Source organism: beta proteobacterium MWH-UniP1 (assembly GCA_036362785.1).
GTDB lineage: Bacteria > Pseudomonadota > Gammaproteobacteria > Burkholderiales > Burkholderiaceae_A > Lacustribacter.
Genome location: CP143625.1, coordinates 1,127,057 through 1,142,984, shown reverse-complemented (window position 1 = coordinate 1,142,984; position 15,928 = coordinate 1,127,057). Strand labels below are relative to the sequence as shown.

15 protein-coding genes are annotated in these 15,928 nt (G+C 56.4%); 13 read left to right on the top strand and 2 right to left on the bottom strand.

Annotation, left to right across the window (positions count from 1 at the left end; translation table 11 throughout):
• The first annotated feature begins 46 nt into the window (after window positions 1-46).
• From odhB to zapE, 3 genes are all read left to right on the top strand, one after another.
• The gene (gene odhB, locus AOB54_05515) at window positions 47-1,336 is read left to right on the top strand and encodes a 2-oxoglutarate dehydrogenase complex dihydrolipoyllysine-residue succinyltransferase (GenBank protein WVN40976.1); all 1,290 of its coding nucleotides are present in this window, start codon (window positions 47-49) and stop codon (window positions 1,334-1,336) included.
• Between the two features lie 18 nt (window positions 1,337-1,354).
• Window positions 1,355-2,782, top strand: coding sequence for a dihydrolipoyl dehydrogenase (gene lpdA / locus AOB54_05510; GenBank protein WVN40975.1), 1,428 nt, complete (start codon window positions 1,355-1,357; stop codon window positions 2,780-2,782).
• 96 nt (window positions 2,783-2,878) lie between these two features.
• Window positions 2,879-4,030: a cell division protein ZapE gene (gene zapE, locus AOB54_05505; protein WVN40974.1), complete on the top strand. Its 1,152-nt coding sequence runs from the start codon at window positions 2,879-2,881 to the stop codon at window positions 4,028-4,030.
• On the opposite strand, the gene AOB54_05500 is transcribed toward zapE, so the two are convergent.
• On the bottom strand, window positions 3,990-4,742 hold the full coding sequence (locus tag AOB54_05500; protein ID WVN40973.1) for a 3'(2'),5'-bisphosphate nucleotidase CysQ: 753 nt from the start codon (window positions 4,740-4,742) through the stop codon (window positions 3,990-3,992). The two genes, zapE and AOB54_05500, sit on opposite strands and share 41 nt — an antisense overlap.
• A gap of 58 nt (window positions 4,743-4,800) precedes the next feature.
• On the opposite strand from AOB54_05500, the gene AOB54_05495 reads away from it, so the two are divergent.
• Genes AOB54_05495 through AOB54_05485 form a run of 3 tightly spaced genes read left to right on the top strand, consistent with a single transcriptional unit; the run spans window position 4,801 to window position 7,329 of the window.
• Window positions 4,801-5,163, top strand: a complete 363-nt coding sequence (locus AOB54_05495) for a hypothetical protein (protein WVN40972.1) — start codon at window positions 4,801-4,803, stop codon at window positions 5,161-5,163.
• Window positions 5,163-5,375, top strand: coding sequence for a YdcH family protein (locus AOB54_05490; protein ID WVN40971.1), 213 nt, complete (start codon window positions 5,163-5,165; stop codon window positions 5,373-5,375). Before AOB54_05495 ends, AOB54_05490 begins: the two co-directional genes overlap by 1 nt.
• Complete coding sequence (locus AOB54_05485) at window positions 5,362-7,329, top strand: ATP-dependent DNA helicase (GenBank protein ID WVN40970.1); 1,968 nt, start codon at window positions 5,362-5,364, stop codon at window positions 7,327-7,329. Before AOB54_05490 ends, AOB54_05485 begins: the two co-directional genes overlap by 14 nt.
• Before the next feature lie 29 nt (window positions 7,330-7,358).
• Here the strand turns inward: AOB54_05485 and AOB54_05480 are convergent, their stop codons facing one another.
• Window positions 7,359-8,243: an outer membrane protein assembly factor BamD gene (locus AOB54_05480; protein WVN40969.1), complete on the bottom strand. Its 885-nt coding sequence runs from the start codon at window positions 8,241-8,243 to the stop codon at window positions 7,359-7,361.
• On the opposite strand from AOB54_05480, the gene AOB54_05475 reads away from it, so the two are divergent.
• From AOB54_05475 to AOB54_05445, 7 genes are all read left to right on the top strand, one after another.
• Window positions 8,226-9,314, top strand: a complete 1,089-nt coding sequence (locus tag AOB54_05475; GenBank protein WVN40968.1) for an RluA family pseudouridine synthase — start codon at window positions 8,226-8,228, stop codon at window positions 9,312-9,314. The two genes, AOB54_05480 and AOB54_05475, sit on opposite strands and share 18 nt — an antisense overlap.
• A 29-nt stretch (window positions 9,315-9,343) precedes the next feature.
• Complete coding sequence (locus AOB54_05470; GenBank protein ID WVN40967.1) at window positions 9,344-10,258, top strand: laccase domain-containing protein; 915 nt, start codon at window positions 9,344-9,346, stop codon at window positions 10,256-10,258.
• 61 nt (window positions 10,259-10,319) lie between these two features.
• Window positions 10,320-11,999: a class I poly(R)-hydroxyalkanoic acid synthase gene (gene phaC / locus AOB54_05465; protein WVN40966.1), complete on the top strand. Its 1,680-nt coding sequence runs from the start codon at window positions 10,320-10,322 to the stop codon at window positions 11,997-11,999.
• Between the two features lie 22 nt (window positions 12,000-12,021).
• Entirely contained in the window at window positions 12,022-12,759 is a 738-nt protein-coding gene (gene phbB, locus AOB54_05460) for an acetoacetyl-CoA reductase (protein WVN40965.1), read from the top strand.
• A gap of 38 nt (window positions 12,760-12,797) precedes the next feature.
• On the top strand, window positions 12,798-13,364 hold the full coding sequence (gene phaR, locus AOB54_05455; GenBank protein WVN40964.1) for a polyhydroxyalkanoate synthesis repressor PhaR: 567 nt from the start codon (window positions 12,798-12,800) through the stop codon (window positions 13,362-13,364).
• Window positions 13,365-13,391: 27 nt separating this feature from the next.
• Window positions 13,392-14,750 carry a 30S ribosomal protein S12 methylthiotransferase RimO gene (gene rimO, locus AOB54_05450; GenBank protein WVN40963.1) on the top strand — a complete coding sequence of 453 codons (1,359 nt, stop codon included), beginning with the start codon at window positions 13,392-13,394 and terminating at the stop codon, window positions 14,748-14,750.
• Window positions 14,747-15,928, top strand: coding sequence for an acetyl-CoA C-acyltransferase family protein (locus AOB54_05445; protein WVN40962.1), 1,182 nt, complete (start codon window positions 14,747-14,749; stop codon window positions 15,926-15,928). The genes rimO and AOB54_05445 overlap by 4 nt, the downstream gene beginning before the upstream one ends.

The window sequence follows — 15,928 nt, the reverse complement described above, 5'->3', positions numbered from 1 at the left end:
CCAACGTTAAACGCGACCCAACACTTTAGAAAATTACGAGACGAAAATGGCTATTCACGACGTAAAAGTTCCCCAGCTCTCTGAATCTGTGGCCGAGGCCACCTTGTTGCAATGGAAAAAGAAGCCGGGTGATGCAGTAGCAGTTGATGAGATCCTGATTGAAATTGAAACTGACAAGGTGGTGCTGGAAGTGCCAGCCCCATCGGCCGGTGTGCTGACCGAAATCGTCAAAGGCGATGGCGGCACGGTGGTCTCAGGCGAAGTCATCGCCAAGATCGATTCCGAAGCCAAGGCTGGCGCTGGTGCTGCAGCAGCTGCGCCACCCACCAAACATGAGCCCGCGGTGATGCCTGCTGCGGCTGCACCGCTGCCCACCACACCTGCGGTGGTGGCACGTGCGGGCGCGGCGATTGCCATGCCATCGGCTGCCAAGATGATTGCTGAAACCGGTGTGATGCCCGCCCAGGGCACCGGCAAAGATGGCCGCATCACCAAGGCTGATGTCATTGCGGCACAGAAAGCCGGGCCAGCAGCAGCTCAGGCTGCGCCTCTGGGTGCGGCCTTGCCTTCGGTGGCAGTGTCTGCGGGTCTGCCGCAGCCTGCCGTGAAGTTTGGCCCCGAGGCGCAGTTAGAAGGCCGGCCTGAGCAACGCGTGCCCATGAGCCGCCTGCGTGCCCGTGTGGCCGAGCGCCTGCTGCAGTCGCAGGCGACCAATGCCATTTTGACCACGTTTAACGAAGTCAACATGGCGCCACTGATGGCCCTGCGCAAGCAATACGGCGAGCGCTTCGAAAAAGAACATGGCGTGAAGCTTGGCTTTATGTCGTTCTTCGTGAAGGCCGCGGTTGCCGCTCTGAAAAAATATCCGGTGCTGAACGCTTCGGTCGATGGCAATGACATTGTGTATCACGGCTACTTTGATATCGGTATTGCTGTGGGCTCACCCCGCGGCCTGGTGGTGCCTATTTTGCGCAACGCCGACCAGATGACCTTTGCCGATATTGAAAAGAAGATTGCCGAATACGGCGCCAAAGCGCGTGATGGGAAAATCTCGATCGAAGAGTTAACCGGCGGTACCTTCTCGATCTCGAACGGCGGTGTGTTTGGCTCCATGCTGTCGACGCCAATCATCAACCCACCGCAGTCGGCCATTCTTGGCGTTCACGCCACCAAAGACCGTGCCGTGGTGGAAAACGGCCAGGTGGTGGTGCGCCCAATGAATTATCTGGCCATGTCGTATGACCACCGCATCATCGACGGCCGCGAGGCTGTGCTGGGTTTGGTCACCATGAAAGAGGCATTGGAAGATCCTGCCCGTCTGCTCCTTGAAGTCTAATTAAACAGGTTAACGAATATGGCTCAACTCTATGATGTGGTGGTAATTGGTTCTGGCCCTGCGGGCTATATCGCTGCGGTTCGTGCAGCACAGCTGGGGCTAAAGACAGCCTGCGTTGAAAAATGGCGCAATCCCAATGGCGAGATGGCGCTTGGCGGCACCTGCTTAAACGTGGGTTGTATTCCGTCCAAGGCCTTGTTGGCTTCCAGCGAAGAATACGAAAAAGTCTCGTCGCATTTAAGCACCCATGGCATTACGGTCAAGGGTGCCACGATGGACATTGCCAAGATGCTCAAGCGCAAAGAAACCATTGTGAGCAAGATGAGCAAGGGCATTGAGTTCTTGTTTCGTAAAAACAAGATCACTTGGTTGAAGGGCCACGGCAAGTTTGCTGGCCGCAACGAGACTGGGTTTTTAGTTGCGGTAGATGGCGAAGAGTCTGACACCGTTGTTGCCAAAAACGTGATCATTGCCACAGGCTCCAAGGCCCGTCACCTGCCTGGTGTCAAGGTCGACAACAAAGTGGTGTGCGACAACGAAGGCGCATTGGCTTTTGAGTCGGTGCCGGGAAAACTCGGCGTGATTGGCGCGGGTGTGATCGGCTTAGAACTTGGTTCGGTATGGCGCCGCCTGGGGTCAGATGTCACCGTGTTAGAAGCACTGCCCACCTTTTTGGGCGCCTGTGATGATGCCGTTTCCAAAGAAGCCTTCAAACTCTTTACCGAGCAGGGCTTAAAGATCAATCTTGGTGTGAAGATTGGCGAGATCAAAACATCGGCCAAGGGCGTGAAAATTGCCTATGAAGACAGTGACGGCAAGGCCAAAACATTAGATGTAGATCGGCTCATTGTGTCGATTGGCCGCACGCCCAACACCGATAACCTGCAGCTGGATCAAGTGGGGCTTGGTGTGGATGAGCGTGGCTTTATTCCGGTGGATGACCACTGCGCCACCAGCGTGCCTGGTATTTATGCCGTGGGCGACGTGGTCCGTGGCCCCATGCTGGCGCACAAGGGTGAAGACGAAGGCGTGATGGTGGCGGAATTGATTGCAGGCCAAAAGCCGCATATCGATTACGACTGCATTCCCTGGGTTATTTACACATCGCCCGAGATCGCCTGGGTGGGCCGCACCGAGCAGCAGTTAAAGGCCGAGGGCCGCGCCTATAAGAGTGGGCAGTTTCCCTTTGCCGCCAATGGCCGTGCGCTTGGCATGGATGCCCCCGAGGGCTTTGTAAAAGTCTTGGCCGATGCCGAGACCGAGCAGATTCTGGGCGTTCACATCATTGGCGTTGCGGCTTCTGACATGATCGCCGAGGCCGCCGTGGCCATGGAGTTCAAGGCATCTGCGGAAGACATTGGCCGCATCTGCCACCCACACCCCTCGTTGTCCGAGGCCGTGCGTGAGGCATCGCTGGCGATTTATAAACGCGCCCTTAACATGTAACTTCGGCGCGATGCATTCGCAACGCATTCAGGCACGGTGTCAGACACCGCAGGCATGGTGTCTGACACCGTGCTTGGTGTCTGACACCTCTTTGTAATGTCTTTGCCGCCAAGGGTCTCTGTTGTCAAAGCTTTCGAAGCCCAGCTTGCAGAGCAGGGGCATCGTGCAGACCCGATTCAGTTAGCCGCTGCGGCCAGGCTAGAGGCCTGTGCTCAGGAGTGGGCCGACTACAAGGCCAGGCGCGGTGGTACGCTCAAAAAGATGATTTCCAAACCGCCACTGCCACGGGGGGTGTACCTGTGGGGTGGTGTGGGCCGTGGCAAGAGCCTGCTGATGGACTGCTTTTTTAAGCATGTGCCACTTGAGCGAAAGGTGCGGCTGCATTTTCATGAATTCATGCGGGCCACCCACCGTGAACTGCATGATCTGCGCGGCACTGAAAACCCACTAGACGAAGTGGCCCAGCGGGTGGCCCGGCGGTATCGGCTGATCTGTTTTGATGAGTTTCATGTGTCGGACATTGCGGACGCCATGATTCTGGAGCGGCTACTGAATGCGCTCTTTGATAGCCGCGTGGGCTTCATCATGACATCGAACTATCACCCCGATGGGCTCTACCCGGATGGATTGCATCGCGACCGAGTGTTGCCCGCGATCGAGTTGATCAAACAACACTTGGATATTGTGGAAGTTGATGGCGGCCAGGATTACCGGCAGTTTGCCCGTGGCCATGTGCGGGCGTATTTAACACCGCTTGGGCCAGAGACCGATCGCGAGATTGCCCAGTCGTTTGACGCCATGTCGCGTGAGTCAGGCGATGGCAGCCTGCAAAACCCTGTGCTTCAGATCGAGGCGCGTGAGATTGCGGCACTCAAGCGATCCGGCCGTGCCATCTGGTTTGATTTTCAAACACTCTGTGGTGGCCCACGCTCGCAAAACGATTATCTGGAATTGGCCAATCAATTCGATTGTGTGTTTTTGTCCCAAGTGCCCAAGATGTCTGCGGGCATGTTCTCTGAAGCCAGACGTTTCACTTGGCTAGTCGATGTGCTGTATGACCACAAGGTCAAACTGGTGATCTCGGCTGCTGCACCGCCGGAAGAGCTCTATACCGCTGGCGTGTTGGCCAATGAATTTCACCGCACGGTGAGCCGCCTGGTTGAAATGCAATCGGAAGATTATCTGCAGGCCCAAAGGCGAGAGGCCGTTACCGACTTTCACCACCCCGGGCAACAAATCCGGGGTTGAGATAGCCCGGTTTTCCGTAGCGCAGTGGTGCGCCACTCGGGGCATGATGGGCATCCAAGGCCACCACGCTGCCGCCAGCAGATTCCAAAATCGCCTGGCCCGCACATGTGTCCCACTCCATGGTGGGCCCGCGCCGAAAATACGTATCGGCCAGGCCCTGAGCGATACGGGCAAATTTCAGTGCTGAACCCAGATACTCTCGGCTCCCAAACGATTCGCCTTGCGGGGTCGTGGTCGAGCGGCGGCTTGTAATCAACACGCCACCATCGGTTGGCCGGGGCCGGCAGGAAATGGGCTGCCAAGGGCCATTGGCGTCACGCATCTGCGCGGGCACCCCCTGGCCACCCCGAAAGAGCAGTTGATCCACGGGGCCATACAGCAGACCAAAGACCGCCTGATGGTTTACGACCAAGCCCAAATTAATGCTGAATTCGCCGGTGCGGGCGATGAATTCCTTGGTGCCATCCAGAGGGTCTAAAAGCCAATACGGCCCTGTCTCTGCGGGGGTGAACGTCTGGTCTTCTTCAGAAATGACTGGCCAATCGGGCGTGACTTGGGCCAGGATTGATAAGAGCAGGTCATGACTGGCCAGGTCTGCATCGGTCACCGGGGATAGATCCGATTTGGTGGACACCGAGTGCTCGGGCTTGGCATAGAGCTGCAAAATGATGTCGCCCGCAGCCCGCAGGGCAGGCTCTAGGGCATCTGCCATGCTGATCAGGTCTTTGGGTGATGGCTGTTTTGGCGGCATCAAGGGATAATCGCAGGATATGTTGAAAACCTTAATTTTCCCACTTTCAGTGCTGTTTGCCGGGGCCGCCTTGGCGGCAGAACCCCCAGCCCCGCCAGACCCCGATGCTGAGCTCAAGGCCAAAAAGCCTCCCCATGAGCAGCAGATTGATCGGATCGAATTCGAGCGCCGTGCTTTTCAGCGTGATCTGGCCAAGCGCGAAGAAGTCTGCTTAAAGCGGTTTTATTCGGCAGGCTGTATTGAGGACATTCGGACCGAGCACCTGAAGGCCATGCGTGAGTTTGATATTCGGCGGGAAACCGAATTGCAGGCCCTGCGTGATATTGATGCTGAAATTCGCAAACGCTCACGCGAGCGCCGCGCCACAGGAAACACCAAGTAATGCAATTCTTGCCCGACATTCGCACGCTTGAGCTTCGCCTGCTGGAACTGGAGTCCGAGCATCGTGAACTGGATCATTTGATTGGGCAGATGCAGCAGACCGCAGGCGTTCGCGATGAACTCCAGATTCGTCGGCTAAAAAAACGCAAGCTTCAAATCAAGGACCAGATCACACAATTGCAGATGCAGCTCTCGCCCGATGTCCCCGCTTGAGCAGTTGTTTGCAGAGCAGGGGCCGCTGTCGCGGGCAGCCCCCGGTTATCGCTATCGGCCAGGCCAGGTGCGACTGGCCAGCGCCATTCAAGAAACGCTGGAAGCCCGCACTGTGTTGGTGGCGGAAGCCGGCACCGGCGTGGGCAAGACCTTTGCGTATCTGGTGCCCATGTTGCAAAGCCAGGGCAAATGCCTGGTGTCTACCGCCACGCGGCACTTACAAGATCAGTTGTATCAGCGGGATATTCCACGGATTAAGTCGGCCCTGGGGATCTCGGCGCAGGTTGCGGTCTTAAAGGGCCGATCCAACTATCTTTGTCTCTATCGCATGGAGATGCACCAAGACAGCGGCCGCTTTTATCGCCGTGAAGATGTGCTGGCCTTTCAAGAGATTGCGCGTTTTGCCCAGACCACCCAAACCGGTGACATTGCCGAGTGTGCGGCCGTGCCAGAAAGCGCCCCGGTCTGGTCGTATGCCACATCCACCCGTGAAAACTGTCTGGGCCAGAATTGCCCACGACTCAATGACTGCCATGTCATGGCGGCCCGAAAAAAAGCAGTGGAAGCGGATCTGGTGGTGGTGAACCATCACCTGTTGTGCGCCGACATGGCATTAAGAGACGAGGGCTTTGGTGAACTCTTGCCCACGGTGGACTATGTGGTGATCGACGAGGCCCATGCGCTACCGGAAATCGCCACCACATTTTTTAGTCAATCCATCTCAACCCAGCTGCTGGGCTTGTTGGCCCGTGATGCCATGGCCAGTGGTTTACAACACGCGCGCGATGGCGCCTCGTGGCCCGATGTCTGTGGCCAGGTGGAGCGTGCCGCTTCTGAATTACGACTGTTAATGCCCGCTGATCTCAATCGCCGGCTTGGCTGGCAGTCGCTTGGCAAAGACCAGCAGGCCCACTGGATTGAAAAAATTCAGGCAGCCATTGATGCGGTGAGTGATCTACTGAAAGTGTTAGAGCTCAATGCACCGCGCCATATTGATCTTGCCCAGTGTCAGGCACGGGCGCAAGATTTGATTGATCGACTGACCGTCTTTTGTAAGCCGAGTGATGATGCGCCCGTGGTGCGTTGGATGGAGAGTTCCAAATACGCCATCACGCTGCATGTCACACCGTATGACATTCGGGAAAAATTCCAGCAAGAGTTGGCCAAGCATCAGCGGGCCTGGGTCATGGTGTCAGCCACACTGGCCTTGGGCAACACGGCCGATGCCCGATCGTTTCATTATTTTGTCGATCGGCTTGGGCTGGAAAGCGCCACCACACTCATTGCCGAGAGCCCCTTTGATTTCCAAAGCCAGGGGCTCTTGTTGGTGCCCGACCATGGGCCGGACCCAAAGGCCAGTGATCTGATTGTGCAATTGCTCGACACCCCCGATCTTCAATCACTGATTGAAGAGGCCCCCGGCGGTGTGTTTGTGTTGTGTACGTCGCACCGAGCAGTGGGCCTGGCCAAGAATTGGTTTGAGTCTTGGGCAAGAGAGCATCCCGATCGATTGGTGGTGGTGCAGGGTGATGGCCCACGGCACCAGATGATTGATCGCTTTCGTGAGCATGGCCGCGCGCTATTGATTGGCAGCCATAGTTTCTGGGAGGGCGTGGATGTGCCGGGCAGGGCGCTCTCCATGGTGCTGATTGATAAGCTGCCGTTTGCGCCGCCCGATGATCCGATTTTAGAAGCCCGCTCGCGTTGGCTGACTGAACAGGGCCGTGACCCCTTTAGCACTATTCAAATTCCAGAGGCCGCTATTTTGCTCAAGCAGGGGGTTGGCCGATTGATTCGCACCGAGACCGATCGTGGCCTGGTGATAATTGGGGATAAACGGCTGGCTGATACCGCCTATGGCAGGCGAATCTTAAGAAGCCTTCCTGCATTTTCAAGAAGCCGGGACTATGGCGTTGCCCGGCAGTGGGTCAAGCACGCCGCGCAAGTCAAGTAGCGAAAGACTGCGCGGCCCAGACTTGGGGCTTATTTTGTAGCGTTAAATTCCCAGAACTTCATTTTGGACCAGATGGTGGGCCGTGCATTTTCAGCCCCACCACGGATCTTCGGGTCGTAGCCTTTTTTCAGATAGACACTGTCGGGAAAGTTTTTCTCTAACACTCGGCGGGCGTCGTTGCTGAGATCGGGAATATTGAGCTGCTGATAGCCCACCATCATGATGGCCAGGGCCTCTTCAATCGCGGGGGCCTCTTGGTATTGTTTCACCACGGCCTGGGCCCGGTTCACCGCAGCCAAGTTCGCACCACGGCGCATGTAGTAGCGGGCCACGTGGACATCGTTGGAGGCCAGCATATTGACCAGAAAACTCATGCGGGCCGCAGCATCTTCGGCGTACTGGCTTTTCGGGAAACGGGTGACCAATTCTTTGAAGCTATCAAAGGCTTCGCGGGCGGCCTTGGGGTCGCGCTCGGCCAGGTCTTCACCGGTCACCGATGTAAACAGGCTAGAGCGGTCGTTAAAGTTGATCAGGCCCTTGAGATACAGCACGTAATCAATGTTGTCGTGATTGGGGTAGAGCTTAATAAACCGATCAATGGCCGCGAGTGCCAACACATTTTCGTTTTCTTTCCAGTGGGCGTAAGCCGTGTCAATCTGGGCCTGCTGGGCATAGCGGCCAAAGGGGTAGCGTGACTCCAGCTTTTCTAAAAGCTTGATGCCGGCGGCCCAGTTGCCTGCGCTGAACTCATCCTTGGCCTCTGCGTACAATCGGTCTGCACTCCAAGATAATGTCTGGTCGCGGGCTAGAGAATCGGCAGCGCAGCCGGTCAGCACGAGCGGCGCAGTGGCGCCCATCACCAAAAGCAGCGCAAGAGGAAGACGCAGGAAAAACCGATGAATGGCAACGATCATGAAACTCCCGAAGACCTAGAGGATTGGTCTGACGATTATAGCGGCGAGGGGTTGTTGCCAAGCGCATCGCAGTTGGAACCACAAGGCCATACCGTCGGCGATCTGGAGCCAAGTCAGCTGGAAGTCACGCCGGAACAGGCGGGCCGCAGGCTTGATGTGTTTCTCTCAGAGCACCTGCCCGGTGTGTCGCGAAGTCAGTTACAGCGCTGGGTGCAAGATGGCCAGGTTCTGGTCGATGCCCGCAGTGTGAAGCCATCCTTAAGTCTTCGGCCAGGCCAGTCGGTGCAGATCACGCCGCCGCCAGCACAGCCTGTGAATGACTGGGTGGCTGAACCCATGACGCTTAATATTGTTTTTGAAGACGACGAGATCATTGTGATTAATAAGCCCGCAGGCCTGGTGGTGCATCCGGCTGCAGGACACCCCAGTGGCACCTTGGTCAATGGCTTGCTGGCGCATTGCCCCAGCATGGGCACGGTGGCCCGCTGTGGCATTGTCCATCGGCTGGACCGCGACACCAGTGGGCTGATGGTGGCCGCCAAGACGGTTGCCGCCCAGTTAAATCTGGTGAGCCAGCTGGCGGCCAGAACGGTGTCGCGCCAATACCTGGCCCTGGCCTGGGGCAGGGTGACCGATCAGACTCTGGACACCCCAATGGGGCGGGATGCGAAAGACCGGCAGCGCATGGCGGTCTTGGCAGCGGGTAAGGGCAAGCAGGCCATCACGCATATCCAGGCCATTGATGAAGGCAGCATTGGCGGGCTTGCCGTAACCCTTGTGCGCTGCAGGCTTGAAACGGGGCGCACGCACCAGATTCGGGTGCACTTGGAACACATCCGCCACCCGATTGTGGGCGACCGAACCTACACCCGCCATGCCCCCCACGCTTCGCGCCTGGGCGCGCACCACAAAACGATTTCTGACCTGATGTCAGGCCAGGCCCTGCATGCCCAGCGCTTAAGCTTTCTGCATCCCAAGACCAATAAAAAATCTAGCTTTATCAGTGAGTTACCCGCCAACTACAAGAAACTGATTGAACTGGCAGACATTTACTTTAACTCTGCAGAGTAAGGATTTTGGCCAATATAGACACACCGCCCATGGCGAAACACCCCCCTGGTTTTCAAGACCCAGATCTGGCCCGCCCCCGCGATTGCGCCATGCGTGAAATCGCACCCGGCATCCATCAGATCGAGGGCTTTTTTCCGCCGAACATCTGCGCCATCCAGACCACCCGGCTGGGGGGCATCTCTCAGCCCCCATTTGATCAGTTCAACTTGGGAAACCATGTTGGCGATGATCCACAGGCGGTCTTGCAGAATCGGGATCGGCTGGCGCAGGCCTGCCAGGCAGACCTTGTTTGGCTTAACCAAGTTCATGGCGCGCAAGTGGCCGAGCACGGCCCAGCATGCCAGCCCCCAGGTGGTGCCTGCGCTGACGCGATTGTGGCAAGCGCACCCGGCCGGGCCTGTCTGGTCATGACAGCAGACTGCCTGCCGCTATTGGTGGCAAGGCCGGCTCATCAACAGGTGGCCGCCATCCATGCGGGCTGGCGCGGCCTGTGTGATGGGGTGATTGAGTCCACCTTAGACCGGCTTGTGGGCGGCACACAAAACACATCAGAAACCGCACCTGAGACCGCATCTGAGACCACAGAACCCGATCATTGGTGGGTCTGGCTTGGGCCTGCCATTGGCCCCGGCGCTTTTGAGGTGGGCCCAGAAGTGCGATTGGCCTTTCTGGCCCAGGATCCACTGGCCGCCAATGGGTTTCGGCCAAGCCCCACAGGCCAAGACAAGTGGCTTGCCGATCTGGGGTGTCTGGCCCGGCTTCGCCTGCAGCATTGGTTTGATCGCTTACGGGCCGATCGAGCCTTGCGGGGCCAAAGCGCCGCAGAAGTGGTGGTTCATGTTGCGCAACAAAATGACTGCGTGTATTCCCAGCCCGAGCGTTATTTTTCTTATCGGCGTGACCGTGTGACCGGCCGCATGGCAAGCCTGATCAGCCTTATTTGACACTCTGCACCAAGCCTATGCAGAATGGCCTAAACAACGATTAAATCTGGGAGATTCAGGGATGGCTCGGGAGGAATCTGTCAAAAAAGCAGCAAAGCCGGGGGCCAGCAGTAAGCCCGACACCAGTGCTGCTGCAGCATTAACCCCCACCATGCCATCGATTCCTGCCATGCAACTCGTGCCAGAGAAGCTGCAGGAAATTCAGAAGCAATACCTTGAAAGCTTAAGCAAGGTCTTCACGTCTCAGCCCGAGATGATCAAGATGGCCGCGCAAGACCGGCGCTTTAATAACCCGGCCTGGTTAGATTCTTACTACTCGGGGCTTGCTGCGCTGTATGTGTTGAATTCCAAAACACTGCAGGCCATGACTGATGCTGTACAAACCGACCCCAAGACCCACGCCCGCCTGAAGTTTATGGTGCAGCAATGGATCGATGCGGCTTCCCCCACCAATTACTTCGCCACCAACCCCGAGGCTCAGCAAAAGATGGTGGAGTCGCAGGGGGAAAGCCTGCGCGCTGGCATTGAAAATCTCATGACCGATATGCGCAAGGGCCGCATCTCGCAGACCGATGAGCAGGCCTTTGAGATTGGCAAGAATGTTGCCGTCACCACAGGCGATGTGGTGTTTGAAAACGAACTCTTTCAACTGATTCAATACAAGCCCACCACTGAACAGGTTGGGACAGTGCCACTGCTGATGGTGCCGCCAAACATCAACAAGTTTTACATCATGGACTTGCAGCCGCACAGCTCGCTGGTGAAGTTTGCGGTGGACCATGGCAACACGGTCTTTCTGGTCTCGTGGGCCAATGTGCAGGACCAGCAGAGCAAGCTCACCTGGGACAACTACGTTGAAGATGGCGTTCTGAAGGCACTGGATGTGGTCTTGGCCATTAGCCAGCAGCCCAAGGCCAACCTGCTGGGCTTTTGTGTGGGCGGCACCATGAGCGCCACGGCACTGGCCACGCTGGCTGCCCGCAAGATCGACAAGGTCAACTCGTTTACCTTGATGACCACGCTTCTAGATTTTGCAGAGCCGGGTGTGTTGGAAGTCTTTATTGATGAGCAGCATGTGCGGCTGCGTGAGCAACAGCTGGCCAAGGGCGGCATACTCAAGGGCAGTGAACTCGCCACCACATTTTCATTTCTGCGGCCCAACGACTTGGTCTGGAACTATGTGGTGAGCAATTATCTGAAGGGTGAAAAACCAACGCCCTTTGATTTGCTGTATTGGAACTCTGACAGCACCAATCTTCCTGGCCCATTTTTCTCTTGGTACCTGCGCAACATGTATCACGAGAACAATCTGGTGAAGAAAAACAAACTTACGGTCTGCGGCGAGAAGATGGACCTATCCAGCATCACAGTGCCCACCTATGCCATGGGCGCGCGGGAAGACCATATCGTGCCCTGGGATTCGGCCTGGAAATCGGTGACCGCGCTGGGCGGGCCTAAGCGATTTGTGCTGGGCGCAAGTGGCCATATTGCGGGCTCGATTAATCCAGCGTCCAAAAATAAGCGCAGCTACTGGGTCAATGAAACCCTTGGTGAGTCGGCTCAGCAGTGGCTTGATTCGGCAACAGAAGTGCCAGGCAGCTGGTGGAATGACTGGGCCCAGTGGATCAAGGGCTATGCGGGCAACCAGGTCGAGCCCCCCAAGCAGGCGGGCAGCGCAGACTATCCGCCGATCGAGCCGGCACCAGGGCGCTATGTCAAGGTAAGAAGTGCAAGCGAATAACTACAACCCGGAGGAAGACAAAATGACACAAAGAATTGCGTATGTAACCGGTGGTATGGGTGGTATTGGAACTTCCATTTGTCGACAGCTGCACGATGCTGGCCACAAGGTGATTGCGGGCTGCGGCCCAACCCGCGACGCACAGAAATGGTTAGACGAGCAAAAGAAAGACGGCTACACCTTTTACGCTTCGGTGGGCAATGTGGGCAATTGGGATTCCACGGTGGAGGCCTTTAATAAAGTCAAAGCCGAGCACGGCAACCCCGATATTTTGGTGAATAACGCGGGCATTACGCGTGACGGCATGTTTTTAAAAATGACCCGCCAGGCCTGGGACGAAGTGATCGACACCAACTTAAATAGCCTGTTCAATGTGACCAAGCAGGTGGTCGAAGGCATGGTGGCCAAGGGCTGGGGCCGCATCATCAACATCTCTTCCGTGAACGGCCAAAAGGGCCAGTTCGGCCAGACCAACTATTCCACGGCAAAAGCCGGTATTCATGGCTTTACCATGGCCTTGGCCCAAGAAATGGCCGCCAAAGGCGTGACGGTGAACACGGTGTCACCGGGTTATATCGGCACCGAGATGGTTCGGGCGATTAAGCCAGAGGTTTTGGAAAAGATTGTGAGCACCATTCCGGTAAAACGGCTGGGCACGCCTGATGAGATCGGATCGATTGTGCGCTGGATTGCGTCCGACGATGGTGGTTTTGCAACCGGTGCAGACTTCTCGTTAAACGGTGGTCTGCACATGGGCTGATGTTTTATAACAACTTTTAAAAAGGTCTGAACAAAGACATGACTGAGAAAACTCCCCGCCTGATTAAGAAGTATCCCAACCGCCGCCTGTACGACACCCAGACCAGCACCTACATTACGCTGGCCGATGTGAAGCAATTGGTCTTGGCGGGTGAGCCGTTCACGGTGGTGGATGCCAAAACATCGGATGACTTAACCCGCAGCATTTTGTTGCAGATTATTCTGGACGAAGAGTCCGCTGGTGCGCCCATGTTTTCGGCCGATATGCTCTCGCAAGTCATTCGTTTTTATGGCAACGCCATGCAGGGCATGATGGGGGACTATCTGGAAAAAAACATCAAGGCCTTTACCGAGATCCAGAACTCGATGCAAGAGCAGTCTAAAAAGCTGGTAGACGGCAAGAGTGGGTTTCCCAACCCAGAGGCCTGGGCCCAGTTCATGCAAGGCCAGGCCCCCATGATGCAGAACCTGATGGGCAATTACATTGAGCAGAGCAAAAACATTTTCATGCAGATGCAAGAGCAGATGCAGAAAAATGCCACCAGCATGTTTCAGGGCTTTCCGTTTCCCGGAACTGGCAGCGACACGACCAAAAAAGACAGCTGATTCATCAATCAGCGCAAGGATTAGTTCATGACAGTTGGCCGTGTTGGTTTTGTTTCCCTGGGCTGCCCAAAGGCGTTGGTCGACTCTGAGCACATCCTGACCCAACTGCGGGCCGAAGGCTACGAGATTGCGCCGGAATATTCCGATGCCGATCTGGTGGTGGTCAACACCTGTGGCTTTATTGATGATGCCGTGCAAGAAAGCTTAGATGCTATTGGCGAAGCCTTGGCTGAAAACGGCAAGGTGATTGTCACCGGCTGCCTTGGCGCGAAAGCATCCCAGGGGGGTGGCAATCTGGTGAAAGAGATTCACCCAAAGGTGTTGGCCGTGACTGGCCCGCATGCCACCGCCGAAGTGATGCAGGCGATTCACACCCATCTGCCCAAGCCGCACGACCCGTTTACCGACTTGGTGCCAGAGCAGGGCATTCGCTTGACGCCACGGCACTATGCGTATTTGAAAATATCCGAGGGCTGCAACCACCGCTGCAGTTTTTGCATTATTCCCAGCATGCGGGGGGATCTGGTCTCGCGGCCCATTGGTGAAGTGATGCGCGAGGCGCAAAGCCTGGTGAAAGCCGGCGTGAAAGAATTGTTGGTCATTTCACAAGACACCAGCGCCTATGGCGTGGATGTGAAATACCGCACTGACTTTGTGGAAGGCCGGCCCGTGCGCACCCGCATGACGGAACTTGCCGAAGAGCTTGGCAAGCTTGGCGTGTGGGTTCGGCTGCACTATGTGTATCCGTACCCCCATGTGGATGAAGTGCTGCCACTGATGGCGGAAGGCAAAATCTTGCCTTATTTAGATGTGCCGTTTCAGCACTCCCACCCCGATGTCTTAAAGCGCATGAAGCGGCCGGCCAGTGGCGAAAAGAATCTAGAGCGGGTTCAGGCCTGGCGCAAGATCTGCCCAGATCTGACCATTCGCAGTACCTTTATTGTGGGCTTTCCTGGCGAGACCGAAGAAGAGTTCGAACACCTGCTGCAATTTTTAAAAGAGGCACAGCTGGACCGAGTCGGCTGCTTTATGTATTCGCCCGTTGAAGGGGCGAGTGCCAATGAATTGGCCAACCCTGTACCCGAAGAGATCAAAGAAGAGCGGCTCGCCCGATTTATGGAAGTTCAAGCAGAGATCTCTGCACAGCGCTTAAAGCGCTTTATTGGAAAACGAATTCGAGTGTTGATTGACGATGTTGACGCTGAAGAGGGGGTGTTGATTGGCCGCACAGCAGCCGATGCGCCCGAGATCGACGGAATCGTGCGGATTTCGCCAGACCCAAATTCGCGCCACCCCATTCCAATTGCCATTGGTGAGTTTGCTACAGTGGATATTGTTGGTTCAGATGAACATGATTTGGATGCAATTTTTATAAGGGAGACATGAACATGAGGGAAGTCGTTGTATTAAGTGCAGTGCGTTCTGCCGTTGGTGCATTTAACGGCAGCCTGGCCGGTTTTGAGCCCGCAGAGCTTGGTGGCCTGGTCATGAAAGAGGCCATTGCGCGGGCCAAGGCAGACCCAAACGCCATTAACTATGTGGTGGTGGGCAACTGTATTCCCACGGAAGTCCGCTCACCGTATGTTTCCCGCGTGGCATCGATTCAAGCGGGGTTGCCCATGAGTTCAGTGGCACTCACCATTAACCGCCTTTGCGGTTCCGCATTGCAGGCTGTGGTGTCGAGCGCCCAGAACATCATGCTGGGGGACTCGGATTACGGCATTGGTGGCGGCGTGGAAGTGATGAGCCGTGGCGGCTACCTAAGTCCCGCGATGCGCAACGGTGCCCGCATGGGGGACACCAAGCTGATTGACATGATGGTGGCCACACTGACCGACCCATTTGGCGTGGGCCACATGGGCATCACGGCTGAAAATCTTGCTGCCAAACACGGCATTACCCGCGAACAACAAGATGCCTTTGCGCTGGAATCCCAGAATCGCGCCGCCAAAGCCATTGCGGAAGGCCGATTCAAGGGCCAGATCGTGCCCATCACGATCACCGGTAAAAAAGGTGACATCGTGTTTGACACCGATGAACACCCCCGCGCCACCACCATGGAAAAGCTTGGCGCCATGAAGCCTGCCTTTAAAAAAGACGGCACAGTCACGGCCGGTAACGCATCCGGCATCAACGATGCGGCCGCCTTTTTGGTCTTGGCCGAAGCGGGCGCGGCTGCCAAGGCCGGTCAAAAACCATTGGCCCGTGTGGTGAGCTATGCCGTGGCCGGTGTGCCCAACGATGTCATGGGTGAAGGCCCAATCCCCGCAACCCAGATGGCATTAAAGCGCGCCGGTCTGACGCTCGATAAGATCGATGTGATCGAATCCAACGAGGCCTTTGCCGTGCAGTCCTTGACGGTTTCCAAAGTCTGCGGCTTTGATCCGGCCAAGGTCAACGTCAATGGTGGCGCGATTGCACTGGGCCACCCGGTTGGCGCCACGGGTGCAGTAATTGCCACCAAGTGTATTCACGAACTGCACCGCGCAAACGCCCGCTATGGCTTGGCCACCATGTGTATCGGTGGCGGCCAGGGCATTGCCGTGATTTTCGAGCGCATCTAA